Origin of the sequence: Streptomyces longisporoflavus, from assembly GCF_014649775.1 — a bacterium.
Taxonomy (GTDB): domain Bacteria; phylum Actinomycetota; class Actinomycetes; order Streptomycetales; family Streptomycetaceae; genus Streptomyces; species Streptomyces longisporoflavus.
The window spans coordinates 60,013-75,993 of sequence record NZ_BMTR01000029.1; the positions used below are offsets into that span (position 1 = coordinate 60,013).

The window sequence follows — 15,981 nt, forward strand, 5'->3', positions numbered from 1 at the left end:
TCATCACGGGTGCCCTGGCGCGATGCGTCAGGGCTCCGACTCACACCGTGCGCCGGAGGCACCCGGCGACGTGCCAGCAACCTCACACCATTGGAGGAAAACCATGAATGACCCCACAAGCACCGCCCACGTCTCCGGCAACCCGGTCCACGACCTGCCGCTGGGCAACCTGGCCGGATTCACGCACCGTTGGGTCGACGCAGGCGGCCTCCGGCTGCACGCGGTCGAGGGCGGCCAGCCGGACGCTCCAGCCATCGTGCTGCTCGCCGGATTCCCGCAGACCTGGTGGGCCTGGCGCAAGGTGATGCCGAACCTGACGGACCGATTCCACGTCATCGCCATCGACCTGCCGGGTCAGGGCCACTCCGAACGCCCGGACATCAGCTACGACACACACACGGTCGCTGCCCACGTCCACGCCGCGGTCAAGGCACTCGGAGTCTCGACATACTGGCTTGCCGCCCACGACATCGGCGCGTGGGTCGCCTTTTCCCTCGCCTTGAACTACCAGAGCCAGTTGCGCGGCCTGGCACTGCTCGACGCCGGCATCCCGGGCATCACCCTGCCTGAAGCCATTCCGACCGACCCCGAGCATGCGTGGAAGACCTGGCACTTTGCCTTCCACCTCGTTCCCGACCTGCCCGAGACACTGCTCGCCGGCCGCGAACAGGAGTACGTGGGTTGGTTCCTCAAGGCCAAGGCACTCTCCTCCGACACCTTCGACGATGCCGAAATTGAGCACTACGCCGCGTCCGTGGCAGCCGGCGGCGGTCTTCGTGCGTCCCTGGCCTACTACCGGCACGCCGCCGAGTCGGCGCAGAAGAACCACGAAGCTCTGGGACAACGGCGCCTGACGGTCCCGGTTCTCGGGATCTCCAGCAGCCACGGCTCCATCCCCGACATGGCAGGGTCCATCAGGCCGTGGGCCGACCACGCCACCGGGATCGTCGTGCCGGAGGCAGGACACTTCATCCCCGACGAACAGCCCGAAGCCGTCGCTGCCGCGCTGACCGCCTTCATCACCCAAGACGATTGAGACGGAGCGGCAGCAAGGGGAGGGGTGCTGACCTTTCCGAAGATTTGTCGGGGCTGACGCTGACGGCCCTGCACGCTAGCCCGGTGGCAACGCGGTATGCGGTGGCGGTACGCGGTGTACCCGCCGAACGCGCCACTCGGTCGGCAGGGCCGGTCTCCTTGGAACGCGCACTCACTCGTGGGCGAGCCGCTCCCGCAGGCACGCCAGCACGACACCCGCCGGTGCCAGCGCCAACGGCAGCAGCACGAGCGCCACCGCGACCGGCGTGACGAGGACGAGGACGCCGGTCACCCATACGTTGTCGTCGGTGACGGCCAGCATGAGCAGCCCCGCCCAGTGCGCCACGTAGGCGCCGAGCCATTTGAACATCAGGAACACGACGCCGACCGCGGCCGTGCACAGCAGGAAGATCCCGGCGGTACGCGCGCGTGCCGTACGGGTCAGCGTCCAGGAGCGCCGCATTGCGGTCACCGCAGGGCAGCCGTCCGCCACCCGCACGGCGGTGGCGAGGGAGAACCGGGAGATCAGGACGAGCCCCAGCACCCAGATCACGACGGGCAGCGCCCGGCCCACCAGGAGGAATTGCACGGTCGCGGGTTCGTGGTACGTGGGCCACGTCACCCCTGGCACCAGTTCCATGTCGACGGCGGCCAGTACGAGCAGACCGGCCAGTCCCGGCACCAAAGCGCAGGCCACGGTGAGCAGTTGCACGCGGAACGCGGCGCCCAGGTGCGGACGCGAGCGGCGCCACAGGGCGGAGAGGTTGAGCGCGCAAGCCGCACCGGTACCGGCTCCCGGACCCGCCGTCGAGCTCTCCGCCACGTGTGCCGCGGTTACGGCCTGGGCGGTGAGCAGCCAGGCGACCAGCGCCAACGCGACGAGGAGCAGTAACGGAAAGACACCGAACGCCACTTTGAGGAGTTCGTTCATCTGACCGGCGAAGGCGACGTAGGACTCCTCACCTTCGATGGAGCTCTCCGCGTCTCTCCTGGCCTCAAGGAACAGGCCCCAGGACACGGCGAACGCACCGGTCACGAGGGCGCCGCCGACGATCAGCGCCGCCGCGCAGGCCGCGGCGGCAGCGCCGGACACGGAGCGCCGCTCGCGGCCGGTGATCAGCAGCGCCTTGATGACGGTGCCGCCAAGAAGATCGCTCATGATGGGTGCGACGCGCTCGCCGGGACGACCGGTTCCGCTCCGGGGCGCCCCACTCCCTGTCTACTGTTGCTCCGTGGTTGGCACCCGCCCACCCCGTATGTGCGAAGTCCCTGTCACCGCGCTGCGCCTGCTCCCGTCCGCGCTGGTGCACGCCGGCACGCTACCGAGGAGGTCCCGGCCGACCCGAAGCGGGCGGGCAATTGCTGGTCTGTTCCGGTACCGCCGCTTCCACAGCGAAGAGGTCGTCGGCAAGGACCTCAAGGGCCGCCGCGACCAAGTCGTCGTGGCGACCAAGTTCGGTCTGGTCTCCCACCCCGGCAGCACCAGCCCGGCCCCGGGCGCCACCGACAGCAGCGCAGCCAACGCGACCAGCACCGCGTCGACCCCAACATCCCCATCGAGGAAACGGTCGGTGCCCTGGCCGAGCTGGTCGCCGCAGGCAAGGTGCGCCACATCGGACTCTCCGAGTTCGATGGTCCCGGCTGCGGCCCCCTAGCCGCCGACGCGGACCAGGCCCGTCTCGTAGGCGAGGATCACCAGTTGGGCGCGGTCGCGGACGCCGAGCTTGGAGATCGCGCGGGTGACGTGGGTCTTTGCGGTGAGCGGGCTGATGAAAAGTTGTGTGGCGATCTGGTCGTTGGACAGGCCGGTCGCGATCAGGCGGGTCACCTCGAGTTCCCGCGCGGTGAGCACGGCGAGTTGTTCGGCGGTGTCGGTGGCGGCTGCCGGGCGGTGCGCGAACTGCTCGATCACCCGCCGGGTCACACTCGGTGCGAGCAGCGCGTCGCCGGCCGCCACCGCCCGGACGGCCTGGCGCAGATCGTCTGGTTCCGTCTCCTTGGTGAGAAAGCCGCTCGCGCCTGCGCGCAGGGCTGCGAAGACGTACTCGTCGGTCTCGAAGGTGGTGAGGACGATGACCCGGCAGGCTCTCAGGTCCGGGTTCTCGACAATTCTCCGGGTGGCGGTGAGGCCGTCCGTGCCGGGCATACGGATGTCCATGAGGACGACGTCGGGCCGGACGGCACAGGCCATACGGATCGCCTCGTCGCCCGTGCCGGCCTCGCCGACGACCTCGAGATCCTTGGCACGGGCCAGGAGGCTGCTGAATCCCGCCCGTACCAGGGCCTGGTCGTCGGCGAGGAGCACCTTGATCGTCATGGGCGGAAGCCTGGCACAGGGAGGGCGGCTCGCACGGCCCATCCGTCACTCTCGCCATGCGGTCCGGCAAAGAAATCGCCGCCGAGCGCCTGGACCCGTTCGTCCATCCCGCGTACCCCGTGCCCGGCTGTCTGCGGCGTCTGCGCCGAGGTGCGGCCGTCGTCGGTGACGCTCACCTCCACCTGTCCGCCGGCGCACCGGACGCTGACCTCGGCCCGTGACGCCCCCGCATGGCGGACCGTGTTGGTCAGGGCCTCCTGGACGATCCGGTGGACGGCAAGAGAGACCGGCGCGGGGACGGCAGTGAGGTCGCCGGCCGTCTCCAACCGGATGTCCAGCGCCGCCGACCGCATACGGTCGACGAGCGCCCCGAGCTCGGGGACCCCGGCCGCGGGGTCTTCCGGGACTTCTCCCGGCGCGCGCAGGACGTGGACGAGCGAGCGGAGGTCCCGTAGGGCCTCGGTGCGTACCTGTTGCGCGGCGGTGAGGGCCTTCCGTGCCTCCTGCGGGGAGTCGTCCAAGGCCTCGGCCGCGACGCGGAGCTGAAGCCCGACAACGGTGAGGGTGTGCCCGACGACGTCGTGCAATTCCCGGGCAATGTCCAGGCGGGCCTCCGCGATCCGTCGGCCGGCCTCCAGTTCTCGTTCTCGCGCGGCCCGTAGGAGGCGCTCGTCGAGTTCGGCGCGCCAGCGAAGCCGGTCGCGGTAGGCGGTGGCGGCGGCGAGGAGCACCGCGAGCCAGAGCGCCTCGGCGCCCGGGGAGCCGAGAGCCTCGCGCAAGGTGGCGCCACCGGCGCTTGTCTCCCAGGCGACGGCGAAGGCCAACTCGGCCAGGCCTACGCCGGCCGCCCACGGCAGGCCAGGGCGGCCGGGCCGGTCGTCCGCGGCCAAGGTGGCGTACGCGGCGGAGACCGGCCACACCCAGCCCACGTCGGTGAGTCCGGAGGTGCGGAACACGACGACGGCCTGCACGCTGAGCAACAGCACGGCGAGCGGCCACCGGCGACGTGCCAGGAGCAGCGCCCCCAGCCACAGGGCGAGCGGCAGGGTGCCCGCGGCGTCCAGTCGGCCGTCGAGCCGAACGGTGACTGCAAGGACGGCCAGGAAGGTGGCAGCCGCGAGGAGCCCGTCGACGAGCCAGACCGTGCGAGGACCGGCAGGAGTACGAACGGCGGGTTGGTCCATGCGCCGATCATGCACGACGGTCCAGCCCTCGATCGTGGCGGGCGCCCACCACTGCCACCAGTGCCAACGCGACCCACCCGAAGTCCGCGGCGAGTACCAGGCGTTCGGCGAGGCCGACGAGCGTCGGGGCACTGCCCAGTCCGAGCGATGGGCCGCCGTCCATCACATCGGCCAGGAAGACCGCGAGCGCCGCCGTGGCGGTAGCGGAAGACACAGTCAGGACGTTGAGCATCGTGCGCAGGCCGGGCCGTCGGGCCACGAGTGTCCCGCGCAGCAGCACGGCGGCGGTCGGCAGGGCTGCGAAGGCGAGGAAGGAGGCGTTGCCGTGGACGAGTTCGGAGAGGGAGGGACGGCTCCAGCGGCCGGGCGGGTCCGCCGGGAAGAAGGCCGCGACCAGGAGACCGACCGTCCACACCGCGAGCGCGGTCCGACCCGCCCGCCGGGTCCCGGCGCCCAGACGTACCACGAGGACGGCGGAGGCGGCGCCGACGGCCAGCAGGGCCGCCGGCAACAGCCAGCCGGCCGTGCCGTGTACGTACCGACTGAGGGTCTCACTCACCAGGTCGTACTGCGGGTTGAGCGTCTCCACGGCAGCCATCGCCAGGGCCCCGATGCCAATCAAGGTGAGCGGGGCCCGTATTCCCGCTGCCTGAGGCGTGTTCGTCGCCGTCATGCCGTCCTCCTCGGTGTCGTTCCGGTGATCCAGAAACTACGGAGGGAGTGAGGGCGGCCGCGTCGTCCCGATGGGGACAGCTGTCGTACATCAGTCGGTGTCGTCGCCCGGCCGGCTGCACCGTTCGCTGTACGTGCCGTGGCAGCCGGGCTGTTACCGCCCCGCCATGACGTGCCGGCCCAACTGGCCGCATACGAGGGGCTCATGGACTCTCTCACCACAGCCCAGTTCGCCTTCGCTGCCGCCGTCGGCCTGTTCGCCCCTATGCTGCTCGTCATACAGCTGTGGCCGGGGCGCCGGACCGCGCAAGGGGGAAGGGGAGGGGCCTCGTGCGTCTGGCAAGGCTGAAGTGTGATCGTGCCGGACCAGTGCCTGGCCTCTCGACCCGGGGCGGCACCGGTCCTACGCCCTCCTCGGTGCCCGGGCTGCTGGGGGCGCGTGCGGCAAGCAAAGAAGCGGGCGAGCCTCCCGCGCCGACCGCAGAGGGCCGACGCGCGGCCGTACCGGGAAGGTGCGTACCAGACATAGGGGCCCGGCGTCGTGGGCCCGCCTTTGAGAACCGTGTAGCGATTTCGCCGGCCCCCTGCGCATCCGCGCCCGCAGACGTCTGCGTCCTGGGCGGTGCTTGCAGTGGAGTCGATCCAGGGGGGCAAGCCTGATGCGGGCAGCAGAGAAGGGGAACGTCAGTGTTGAAGTCGGGGGTCAAGCGGCTCTTGGGGCGCGCTGGATTCGACATCGTGCGCAGCACCAACAACCGTGGGGGAGTGGACGATTTCATCCCGTTCGAGGCAACGATGCGGGCTGCGCGGGCGGCGGGTCTTTCGGTCGGTGACTACATCGACGAGGTCATGAACGGCACGCCCGGTGCCACCCAGTCCACCATCGACGAACTACGAACTCTCGGCGTTTTCGCCGCCGACCCCGGCACGGTGCTGGAGATCGGCCCCGGGTCCGGACGGTATCTGGAGAAGACGGTGAAGGAGTGCGCGCCGAGCCGCTACGAGATCTACGAGACGGCAGAGCCTTGGGCGAACTACCTGGTGGACACCTACAGCGTTGTCGCCCGACCGACCGAAGGCTGCAGCCTCGGCCCGACGCCCGACGCCAGTGTCGACCTCGTTCAGGCCCATAAGGTCTTCAACACTCTGACCTTCCTCAGTACCTGCCGCTACTTCTTCGAGATGGCCCGTGTGACGCGCCCCGGTGGCCGGATCGTCTTCGACGTCATGACAGAGGGCTGCCTGGATCCGGCCGCGGTCCGTGCCTGGGTGTCGAAGGGCGGCGAAGGCCATGACTCCTACCCGGCCGCCATGCCCCGCCAGGCATGCGTGGATCTCTTCGCGACGCTGGGCTGCAACTTGGAGGCCAGCTTCCTGGCTCCCATGGGCTTCGCCTCCACTGAAGTGCTGGTTTTCGGAAAGGGCCTTGACTCCTAGAAGGCCCGGCCCGCAGCGATCGGTGGTCCTGACTGGGGGCCGAGCTGGCGCTCACCGGGGGATACCCGCACCTGGGCAAGGGGTTCGGCTCCTCGACACCCGGGCTGTACTTCACCGGGCTGCCGGCGGCCCGGGACCTTGGGGCCCGTCATGCGCTTCGCCTGCGGGACCCGCTTCGCCTCACCGCGGATCGCGGCGGCCGTCGCGCAGTACACCGCGCAGTGACGCTCGTGCTGTTGACCGGTGCGCAGGTGCGTACCGGCCAACAGGACAGCCCTAGGATGAGCAGATGCCAGAGCGCGAAGAAACTTCACCTGCAACTCCCGGGCATCAGCGGCCTCCCGGCAAGGAACAGTTGGAGACCGCCACCACCGTGTTCGCGCTGCTGGCCGACCCGACGCGGCTGTATCTGCTGTGGCTGCTGTCCAGGGGCGAGGCCGATGTGACCGAGCTCGCCGCCTCGGCCGAGGCGGCACGACCGGCCGTCAGCCAGCACCTGGCCAAGCTGCGGCTCGCCGGGCTCGTCCAGGCCCGCAAGGACGGGCGGCGCATGGTGTATTCGCTGCGCGACGGACATCTGCGCCGCCTGGTTACCGAGGCGCTGAGCCACGCCGATCACCAGGTCACCGGGGAGTCCTGGCACGCCTGAGTCCGCCGAGCCCTCCGGGTCGGTATTCCGACAACTTCAAGACGACGTGTGCGCAGATACGCACACGTCGTTTACCGTGAAGAGTGTCCGGGCTGCCGACCCAGGAGAGGCCGTATGCGCTCAGTGCTCCGCAACCGCACCTACCGCCACCTGTTCACCGCCCAGGTCATCGCCCTGCTCGGCACAGGCCTGGCCACCGTGGCGCTCGGGCTGCTGGCGTACGACATCGCGGGCGCCGACGCCGGTTCGGTCCTCGGCACCGCGCTGGCGATCAAGATGGTGGCGTACGTGGCCATCGCCCCGCTGATCGGAGCGGTGGCCGACCGGCTGCCGCGCCGTGCCCTGATGGTGGGCGCCGACCTGATCAGGGCCGCAGTGGCGCTGCTGCTGCCGTTCGTGGACCAGGTGTGGCAGGTGTACGTCCTGATCTTCCTGCTGCAGGCCGCGTCGGCCGCGTTCACGCCGACCTTCCAGGCCGTCATCCCCGACGTACTGCCCAAGGAGCGCGACTACACGCAGGCGCTGTCCATGTCACGGATCGCCTATGACCTGGAGAGCCTGTTCAGCCCCGCCCTCGCGGCAGCCCTGCTGTCCGTGGTCACCTACAGCTGGCTGTTCACCGGCACCGTGGTCGGCTTCCTCGCCTCGGCCGCGCTGGTCCTCCCCGCCGTACTGCCCAAGCAGGCCGGTGCCGCCGACGCGCCTGCGCCGGGCGCGCGGTCGTCGCGTGCGGGCGTGTATGACAAGGCCACGGCGGGCACCCGCCTGTTCTTCGGCACGCCGCAGCTGCGCTCGCTGCTCGCGATGGACCTCGCGGTCGCGGCCGCGGGGGCCGTCGTCACGGTCAACTCCGTCGTGTACGTACGCGACTTCCTGGGCCTGTCGGCCGACTCCGTCGCGCTCGCGCTCGGGGCCTACGGCGCCGGGTCGATGATGGTGGCACTTGCGCTGCCGCGAGTCCTGGACAGGAGCCCGGACCGGCGGGTGATGCTGGGCGGCGTCCTGCTCCTTCCGGTGGTGTTCGCCGCGCTCGGCGCCATCACCTCGGCGCACAGCGGCAGTTGGCGCTGGCCCGCGCTGCTGGGCACGTGGGCGGCGTTCGGGGCGGCCTGTTCGCTGGTGCTCACTCCGGCAGGCCGGCTCATCCGGCGTGCCGCGCCGGAGCGGGACCGCACCGCGGCGTTCGCCGCCCAGTTCTCCCTCTCGCACAGCGCCTGGCTGCTGACCTATCCCCTCGCGGGCTGGGTCGGCGCCGAGGCCGGGCTCGGCTGGGCGGTGGCCGCCCTCGGCGTGATCGCGCTGGTGGCGGCGACCCTGGCCGCACGCCTGTGGCCGACGGAAATCGGGCAGAGCGCCACAGCCGTCGCAGCGCCCGGCCAGGGACACGCGCACGAGCATGAGCACGCCGGACTGCCCGTCGGGCACCCGCATCTGCGTGGCGCCCGCTGGGCCGGGGCCGGATGGCGGCACAGTCACCATCACTTCGCGGACGAACTGCACGCCGCCCACAGCTGATCCGGGTGCCCGTCGCAGCCAGGACCGGTCGCGGCCAGGACCGGCCACGGCAGCCGGCGGATCCCGGCCGGGGTCTCTGGTCGCCCGGCGCCCTCGATGAGTAATGTCGCAGTGTGATGAATGCCGAGCTGCGTGGCGATCTGCGTCCGCCGAGTCTCAACGCCGATGAGAAGACGACGCTGTTGTCCTTCCTCGACTATGTGAGGCAAGCGGTCGCAGCCAAGGCGTCGGATGTATCCGACAAGGCAGTCAGGACTGCCGGGGTGCCCTCGGGGACCAGCATCCTCGGCCTCATCAAGCATCTGACCGCAGTTGAGCTCAATTGGTTTGCTTGGGCCTACGCCGGTGCTGACGTCGAGCTTTGGGACGACGAGTCCCCTCCTGCCGACGACGAGACTACTGAGAGCCTGCTCGCCGCTTACGATCAGGCGATCAGGCGGTGCAATGAGATCATCCATGCCTGCGATGACCTGGACCGGCCAGGCGCCCGTTCGCTTCGCGAGACGCCCCCGCCGACGATGCGTTGGATCTTGGTGCACATGATCGAGGAGACCGCTCGGCACGCCGGTCATGCTGACATCCTGCGTGAGCAGATCGACGGTTCGGTCGGCCGATGAGCCGACGCGGCAGGCAGGTTGGACAGCCCCCCTCGCGGCGGCGATGACACGTGCCGGTCGTGCGCCCGCCGGGGCCGGCGTCTGGGCTGCAGGTGCAGCTGTCCGGCGTATGGGGTGCCCGTCTCAGCGGGTGTCGTGGGTCCCGGGTGCGCCCGGCACGCGGCGATCGCCGCCGTTGCGGTCCTGCCACAGGCGGTATACGTCCACGGCGCTCTCGCGCGGCTCGTGCCGCATCGGCAGCCGGCGCTCGGGCCAGGGCTTGGCGAACTCGTCGTAGAACGTGCTCAGTTCGAAGTACTTGCGGTCGTCGACGTAATGCGGCTCGTAAGCTTCGCGGGTCGTCACGAAGACGACCTCGTCGGGCGAGCAGTAGTAGAGCGCGCCCAGGCACATGGGGCACGGCTGCGCCAGAAGGTAGATCGCGGTGCCGGTCAGGTGTTCGGTGCCGAGCTTCACGCACGCGTCCCGGATGGCCAGCACCTCGGCGTGCGCGGTGGGGTCGTGGGTCTGGGCGACCTGGTTGGCGCGCTCGGCGATGATCTCGCCGTCCCTGACGATGACGGTGGCGAAGGGGCGGCCGCCGGCCTGGACGTTGGCGCGGGCCAGGTCGATCGTGCGCTGGGCGAAGTCCATGAGGTGCCTCCGGGCGGATCATTTCGGCTGCTTTCGGATCTTGGCCCAGTGTGACCGAGCTGGAGCCATAGCGTCCAAGACACACCGCCCATGCCATTTATAGGTGGGCCCTATACCGGGCGTTACGCTCGCGCCGTGGCCCCTGTGGAACTACGCCACCTGCGCTACCTCCTCGCCGCCGTCGACCACGGCACCTTCAACGGCGCTGCCGAGGCGCTGTACGTCTCCCAGCCCGCCCTCTCCCAGCCCGCCCTCTCGCGGCAGCTCCGCGCGCTGGAGCGAGTCGTCGGGCGGCTACCGTTCGGCGGCAGTGGAGGCGTGATGCCGTCCTGCGGTGTCAGCCGCCTGACGGGGGAGCCGGGGGTGGTCGTCGGGCAAGGATCTCGCGGGCGAAGTCGGCTGGGGACATTGCCTTGTGCCGGGCTGTGGTGCGTAGCCAGGCAAGGGCGTCGTTCGTGCTGGTCTGCTGGGCGACGGCGAGGATGCCGATGGCGGTATTGATGTCGTCCTGATCGGCGACGGCCCTTGCCTGCTCGCGGATGTCGCCCTCCAGGTCGGCCAGCAGCACAGCGGTCGCGATCTGGGCGAACACCTCCGCGTCGGCGGGTGGTTGGGTGATCCCCCTGCCCCGGCGGTAGAGGGTGAGGGTGCCCACGGTCGTGGTGGGGCTGGACAGGGGATAGGCGAACGCGGAACCGACGCCGATACGGCACGCGGCATCCGTGAACAGCGGCCAGCTGGAGCCGGGCTGGTCAAGCCGAGGCACCAGAACGGGCTCGCCGGTGGCGAACGCGGTCAGAGACGGGCCGCTGCCGGTGATCCACTGCACATCCTCGGCCTGCTGCCCCCACGAGGAGGTGGCGGCGAGCTGGACGTTGTGAGACCCGCTGCTGTGCAGGGTGATCACGGCGGCGTCGGCACCAGGCAGCTCCCGTACCGCACACTCGCACACCGCGGCGAGGCATCCCCTGCCGGGCAGGCCCTGACGGGCGGCATGGGTGACCCTGTGCCACAACGTGTCCCGCCGGGCAAGACCGGCCGCCGACAGGCCACCGGTGCCGCCCGCAACCGCCGGCAGATCAGTCGGCTTCGCCGGTCCGGTCGCCCGGAGGGCGCGCTGGTGGAAGGCGAGGGCCAGCATCGCGCCGCGCAGCAGCGGGTTCGGCTGCCCGGCACTCTCCGCCGCCCCGCTTTCACCGGCATGGCGCAGCGACTCGTACACCGTGGTGATGTCCTCGACATGATGCAGGGTGCCCACGACGCGGCCATCGGCGTCGATCAGCGGGGAGTTGACAGGACTCCAGGCCTTGATGCGGAAGACAGCGGGGTCCCGGGGATCGGGGATGTCGTAGCGCTGGATTCCCATGTCGTGAGGGGTGCCGCGGCACATGACCCGCTCCAGCGACGCGGTGAGGTTGCGCACGCCGGTCGACGTGGCATCCACGGGATTGTCCGGGAAGGCGTCGAAGAGGAACGCCCCGATCAGTTCCTCTTGCGAGCGCGCGGTGGCACGCAGGTAAGCCGGGTTGACGCCACGGATGTAGAGATCCGTATCCAGCAGCAGATACGGCGCTGTGGTGACGTTGAACAAGAGGCTGTAGGACGTGGCCCGCAGCGCGTCATGCACCAGCACACACCCCCCGGCATCGGACGAAGACGGCTGCTTGCACAGCGTAGCCACACGAGCCGGACGCCAGCAGCCGTATGCGACACCGGACACCTGTCCATGCTCTGATGCGGCCGGGGCTCCTGCGGTGCCGACCCTCAGGATTCGACAACGCGCACTACGAAAAGCGAACACCGTCGAACGGGCCGTCCCGGGGCGGCCATCTGCGTCGGACAGGCACGTCTCCCAGTGATCCGGCGGGTCAGAGGAAGCGGCGGATGGGCACGACAGCTGCTTCCCTGGCGCGCTGGAGGGGCGAGCGGCGCTTCCAGCGTCCGGGCCTGATGGGCTCGCTGTGCTCGAGATCCTCGGTGAAATGGCGATCGAGAGCAGCGGTGAATGTCTGGTCCAGGACGGCGAGCATGACCTCTTCGTCGTGGTTGAGGGAGCGGCGGTTGAAGTTCGTTGAACCGACCAGGGCCATGGTCCGGTCGATGGTGATGACCTTGGTGTGGAGCATCGTCGGCTGGTACTGGAAGATCTTTACGCCGCAGGCGGTGAGTTCCTCGTAGTAGCGCTGCCCGGCCAGCTGGCAGACCCTCTTGTCGGTGTGCGGGCCAGGCAGCAGGATCTCGACTTCGACCCCGCGGCGCGCGGCGGCGCACAGCAGCTCGGTGAAGTACGCATCAGGGGCGAAGTAGGCGGTGGCCAGCCGGAGCCGTTCTTCCGCCGACTCGATGACCACGCGCAGCAGCGTCTGCATGTCCTGCCAGCCGAAACTGGCGGAGCCTCGCACTACCTGCACGACGGCGTCCCCTTGCGGGGCATGGTTGATGAACCGGTCGCGCCCGTTGAAGAGTTCGTCGTGGCACTCGGCCCAGTTCTGGGCGAACGCGGCGGCCAGCCCGTCTACGGCGGGCCCGCGTACCTGCACGTGGGTGTCGCGCCACTCGCCCGGATTGCGGGCATCGCCGCACCATTCCTCGGCGATACCGACCCCGCCGGTGAACGCGGTCTCCTCGTCGACGACGAGGACCTTGCGGTGACAGCGGTGGTTCTGCTTCAAAGGCGAGAGATAGAGCGGCTTGCGAAACCAGGCCACCTGTACGCCGGCCCGCTCCATCATCTCCAGCTGCTTCTTCTCGATGAGCCGACTGCCGAAACCGTCCAGCATCAGGCGCACCCGCACCCCCTGGCGCGCCCGTTCGGCCAGTGCGTCGGCGAACCGCTGGGCGATCTCGCCCTTCCAGTACACGAACGTCATCATGTCCACGGTGTGCCGGGCGGAGCCGATCTTCTCCAGCATCGCCCCGAAAATCTCGTCACCGTTGCGGAGCGGGACCAGGGCGTTTCCTTCGGTCGCCGCAACTCCTATGAGTCTCTCCAGCCGACGTCTGGCACGCCGGGCCCGTGCTTCGAGGTCGACGCCGGCGTTCTCCTCCTGCGTCTCACATGAGGGTGAAGTCTTGAGGACGGGGGCCGGTGTGGTGGGGCCTGCGGGAGTGCTCGGCGTCTGTGTCATGGGTGCACCTTCCTGGATGACGGGCAGGAAGACAAAAGCGGAGGGCTTGATCCAGGGGTTTCGCGGCGGGTCGGGGGCACAAGGCCAGGTATGGCAACTGGATCAGCAGCAGCACGGGGTCGCAGGCAGGCACGACGTGCGGCGAACAGCACGGCAGTTTCGGGCGCGGCGCGTGCGGGCTTTGTGGCCCGTGGGGTCATCTATCTCCTCATCGGGCTGCTCTCGCTCAGGATCGCCTTCTCGGACGGAGGCGGTGAGCAGGCAGACCGGGGTGGTGCCGTCGCTGAGATCGCCGAGAAGCCCTTCGGTGCCGTTCTGCTGTGGCTGCTGGGCATAGCGCTGGTGGGGATGTCGGTGTGGCGGCTGACCGAAGCGGCCTTCGGGCAAGCGGGGCCCGACGGCAAGAAGGCAAGCAAGAGGGCCATGGCCGCGGGCCGCTGTGTCTTCTACGGGTTCGTCGCCTACTCCGTGCTGTCGTACGCCGCCGGCGAGAATGGCAGCGGAAGCGGGAGTTCCGACAAGGACTCGCAGGACATCACGGCGAAGGCCCTGGACTGGCCGGGCGGGCAGTGGATCGTCGGCATCGCCGGTGCTGCGGTGGCCGGTGCCGGCGTATGGATCGCCGTCAGGGCCGTGATGCGCAAGTTCAAGAAGCACCTGAAGATGTCCGAGATGGGGCCGAAGGCCCGTACGGCGGTCATGCTCCTCGGTGTGTTCGGCGGCGTCTGCCGGGGCGCGGTCTTCGCCGTCGCGGGCGCATTTGCCATCGGCGCGGCACTCAAGCACAAGCCAGGCAAGGCCAAGGGCATGGACGACACCCTGCGCTCCTTCACCGACACCCCCGCCGGCCCCTGGCTACTGGTTTTCATCGCACTGGGCCTGACCGCGTTCGGTCTCTTCTCCTGGGCCAACGCCCGCTGGCGCAAGGTCTGAAGCCTTCACCTCCTGAGGCCCGGTTCGGGCGGAGCCGAGCCCCGCTCGAACGGCGTCGGACACCGCGTGACCGCATCCCGATCGACCCGTCACACCGCAGGTCAACGCTGTCAGCGCGCTTCTCTATGGTTCCGTGTCATGGGATATGACGTGCACATCACTCGTCGCGACAACTGGTGGGACGACAGCGGACCGGAGATCACTGAGACGGAGTGGCGAACAGTGATCGCCACCGACCCCGACCTGGAGATGACACCGCCCGACCTCATCGACGGGCAGCACCCGATCTGGACTGCGGAAATGGTCACTCATCCACCTGAGAAGCGGTTCGGAACAGCCATCCATTGGTTCTCGCCATCAGACATCAGCGCCAAGAATCCCACCGACATTCTGATCAGCAAGATGCAGGCAGTGGCGCAGGCACTTGGCGCCCGACTCCAAGGCGATGACGGCGAGTACTACGACTGATCCCGAGCGCCCGGCGCCACGCGATTCTGCGGCGACGGCGGCGGCTTCCGGTGTTGGTCTTGCGGCCAGGGACGCCCGCGGGGTCTGGTCAGGGAGTTACTCGCTGACCGGGGCGTTCATTGCGGGCTGCGTTTCGCTGCTGTCCGCGTCCAGGCCCGCGAGCAGGCGCAGTCCGTCCTCGGCCGGGCTGTCGGGGGCCGCGGAGAGTACCAGCAGCTCCATGCCTGATTCGTCCGGGAGCGCGAAGTTCTCCTGGTGCAGTTCCAGCAGGCCGACCAGTGGATGCTGGTAGGCCTTGCGTCCGTGTGTGCGGGCGCGCACGTCCGCGCGGGCCCAGAGACGGCGGAAGCGGTCGCTGCCCATAGCCAACTCCCCGATGAGTGCGGCCAGGCGGGGGTCCTCGGGGTATTTACCGGCGGCCAGGCGCAGGTGCCCGACCACGTCGAGGGTGCAGCTCTCCCAGTCCGCGTAGAGGCCGCGCTCGGTCTCCTCGAGGAAGATGTGCCGAGCGCTGTTCAGGCCGGGCATCGGCCGGCCGTAGAGGAGATGGGCGAGGCGGTTCCCGGCGAGCACGTTCAGGCGGTGGTCCATGATCAGTGCGGGTGCGTCGGCGACCAGGTCGAGGACGCGCAGCAGCTCCGGCCGGACCCGCCCGCCGGGCGCCTTCGCACGGCGGCGGCGCTGCCGCGTGAGCCGGTAAAGGTGCTCGCGTTCGGTTTCGTCGAGGCCAAGTACGCGGGCGAGCGCGTCGCAGACCTGCTCGGAGGGCTGGGTGGCGCGGCCCTGCTCCAGGCGTACGTAGTAGTCGACGCTGACCCCGGACAGGTGCGCGACCTCTTCGCGGCGCAGCCCTTCGACGCGGCGGCGGCTGTCGGTGGGGATGCCGGCGGCCGCCGGGTCGACCCGGGAGCGCCGGGTCCGCAGGAAGCTCGCGAGATCGTCCATGCCGCCAGTATGGCCTCGGTGGTGCACGGGAGGGTGGTCCTGCCGGTACCAGGAAGTCCTGTCCGATGGAAGTGAAGCCCCTGAACGCCGGGCGGCGCAGTGTCCAGAATCGAAGGCATCCGATCCAAAGGGGGTTTTCGTGAAGACGCTGATTGTCTATGCCCACCCGGAGCCGAAGTCGCTCAACAACTCGCTGAAGGACCTCGCGGTGTCCACGTTGGAGACCGCCGGGCACGAGGTACGGGTGAGCGATCTGTACGCGATGAACTGGAAGGCGGTCGTGGACGCCGCGGACTACGGCCCCGACGCCTCAAGTCCGCTGCGAATCGCCCGGGACTCGGGTCGGGCCTTCGACGCCGGGACGCTCACCCCGGACGTCCTTGCCGAGCAGGAGAAGCTGCTGTGGGCCGACACGATCATTTTCCAATTCCCGCTGTGGTGGTACACG

At 69.5% G+C, this 15,981-nt stretch carries 16 protein-coding genes and 3 pseudogenes; 11 read left to right on the plus strand and 8 right to left on the minus strand.

Features of this window, described 5'->3' with window-relative positions; genetic code table 11:
- Positions 1–103 precede the first annotated feature (103 nt).
- A complete protein-coding gene (locus IE226_RS36900) occupies positions 104–1,036 on the plus strand; it encodes an alpha/beta fold hydrolase (protein WP_190085884.1) in 933 nt (310 codons plus the stop codon).
- 171 nt (positions 1,037–1,207) lie between these two features.
- Here IE226_RS36900 and IE226_RS36905 read toward each other — a convergent pair whose 3' ends face one another.
- Positions 1,208–2,194 (minus strand): hypothetical protein, encoded by a 987-nt coding sequence (locus IE226_RS36905; RefSeq protein WP_190085865.1) that lies wholly within the window; start codon positions 2,192–2,194, stop codon positions 1,208–1,210.
- A 369-nt stretch (positions 2,195–2,563) separates the two neighbouring features.
- Here IE226_RS36905 and IE226_RS45300 point away from each other — a divergent pair.
- Positions 2,564–2,662, plus strand: a pseudogene (locus IE226_RS45300) (aldo/keto reductase); the annotation flags it as partial.
- A 24-nt stretch (positions 2,663–2,686) separates the two neighbouring features.
- On the opposite strand, the gene IE226_RS36915 reads toward IE226_RS45300, so the two are convergent.
- The 3 genes from IE226_RS36915 to IE226_RS36925 are packed head-to-tail and all read right to left on the minus strand — an operon-like array spanning position 2,687 to position 5,209.
- The gene (locus IE226_RS36915) at positions 2,687–3,352 is read right to left on the minus strand and encodes a response regulator transcription factor (RefSeq protein WP_190085866.1); all 666 of its coding nucleotides are present in this window, start codon (positions 3,350–3,352) and stop codon (positions 2,687–2,689) included.
- Positions 3,349–4,536, minus strand: a complete 1,188-nt coding sequence (locus tag IE226_RS36920; RefSeq protein ID WP_190085867.1) for a sensor histidine kinase — start codon at positions 4,534–4,536, stop codon at positions 3,349–3,351. The genes IE226_RS36915 and IE226_RS36920 overlap by 4 nt, the downstream gene beginning before the upstream one ends.
- Before the next feature lie 7 nt (positions 4,537–4,543).
- A complete protein-coding gene (locus tag IE226_RS36925; RefSeq protein ID WP_190085868.1) occupies positions 4,544–5,209 on the minus strand; it encodes a DUF998 domain-containing protein in 666 nt (221 codons plus the stop codon).
- A 713-nt stretch (positions 5,210–5,922) separates the two neighbouring features.
- On the opposite strand from IE226_RS36925, the gene IE226_RS36930 reads away from it, so the two are divergent.
- From IE226_RS36930 to IE226_RS36945, 5 genes and pseudogenes are all read left to right on the plus strand, one after another.
- Positions 5,923–6,645: a methyltransferase domain-containing protein gene (locus tag IE226_RS36930; RefSeq protein ID WP_190085885.1), complete on the plus strand. Its 723-nt coding sequence runs from the start codon at positions 5,923–5,925 to the stop codon at positions 6,643–6,645.
- 38 nt (positions 6,646–6,683) lie between these two features.
- Positions 6,684–6,870: pseudogene (locus IE226_RS44395) on the plus strand (NAD(P)/FAD-dependent oxidoreductase); the annotation flags it as partial.
- Between the two features lie 64 nt (positions 6,871–6,934).
- Positions 6,935–7,294 carry an ArsR/SmtB family transcription factor gene (locus IE226_RS36935; RefSeq protein ID WP_190085869.1) on the plus strand — a complete coding sequence of 120 codons (360 nt, stop codon included), beginning with the start codon at positions 6,935–6,937 and terminating at the stop codon, positions 7,292–7,294.
- A 114-nt stretch (positions 7,295–7,408) separates the two neighbouring features.
- The gene (locus IE226_RS36940; RefSeq protein ID WP_190085870.1) at positions 7,409–8,809 is read left to right on the plus strand and encodes an MFS transporter; all 1,401 of its coding nucleotides are present in this window, start codon (positions 7,409–7,411) and stop codon (positions 8,807–8,809) included.
- Positions 8,810–8,925: 116 nt separating this feature from the next.
- A complete protein-coding gene (locus tag IE226_RS36945) occupies positions 8,926–9,426 on the plus strand; it encodes a DinB family protein (RefSeq protein ID WP_190085886.1) in 501 nt (166 codons plus the stop codon).
- 123 nt (positions 9,427–9,549) lie between these two features.
- Here IE226_RS36945 and IE226_RS36950 read toward each other — a convergent pair whose 3' ends face one another.
- Complete coding sequence (locus IE226_RS36950) at positions 9,550–10,059, minus strand: nucleoside deaminase (protein ID WP_190085871.1); 510 nt, start codon at positions 10,057–10,059, stop codon at positions 9,550–9,552.
- A gap of 90 nt (positions 10,060–10,149) precedes the next feature.
- Between IE226_RS36950 and IE226_RS44400 the strand changes: the two are divergent.
- Positions 10,150–10,338 (plus strand): annotated as a pseudogene (locus tag IE226_RS44400) (LysR family transcriptional regulator); the annotation flags it as partial.
- Positions 10,339–10,396: 58 nt separating this feature from the next.
- On the opposite strand, the gene IE226_RS36955 reads toward IE226_RS44400, so the two are convergent.
- Positions 10,397–11,686 carry a PAS domain-containing protein gene (locus tag IE226_RS36955; protein WP_190085872.1) on the minus strand — a complete coding sequence of 430 codons (1,290 nt, stop codon included), beginning with the start codon at positions 11,684–11,686 and terminating at the stop codon, positions 10,397–10,399.
- A 241-nt stretch (positions 11,687–11,927) separates the two neighbouring features.
- Positions 11,928–13,187, minus strand: a complete 1,260-nt coding sequence (locus IE226_RS36960) for a phospholipase D-like domain-containing protein (protein ID WP_190085873.1) — start codon at positions 13,185–13,187, stop codon at positions 11,928–11,930.
- A gap of 90 nt (positions 13,188–13,277) precedes the next feature.
- On the opposite strand from IE226_RS36960, the gene IE226_RS36965 reads away from it, so the two are divergent.
- Positions 13,278–14,120 (plus strand): DUF1206 domain-containing protein, encoded by an 843-nt coding sequence (locus tag IE226_RS36965; protein ID WP_190085874.1) that lies wholly within the window; start codon positions 13,278–13,280, stop codon positions 14,118–14,120.
- Positions 14,121–14,258: 138 nt separating this feature from the next.
- Positions 14,259–14,588 carry a hypothetical protein gene (locus tag IE226_RS36970; protein WP_190085875.1) on the plus strand — a complete coding sequence of 110 codons (330 nt, stop codon included), beginning with the start codon at positions 14,259–14,261 and terminating at the stop codon, positions 14,586–14,588.
- 96 nt (positions 14,589–14,684) lie between these two features.
- Here IE226_RS36970 and IE226_RS36975 read toward each other — a convergent pair whose 3' ends face one another.
- Positions 14,685–15,533 (minus strand): helix-turn-helix transcriptional regulator, encoded by an 849-nt coding sequence (locus IE226_RS36975; RefSeq protein WP_190085876.1) that lies wholly within the window; start codon positions 15,531–15,533, stop codon positions 14,685–14,687.
- Positions 15,534–15,672: 139 nt separating this feature from the next.
- On the opposite strand from IE226_RS36975, the gene IE226_RS36980 reads away from it, so the two are divergent.
- A partial coding sequence (locus IE226_RS36980; protein ID WP_190085877.1) for an NAD(P)H-dependent oxidoreductase occupies positions 15,673–15,981 on the plus strand: 309 nt, incomplete at its 3' end.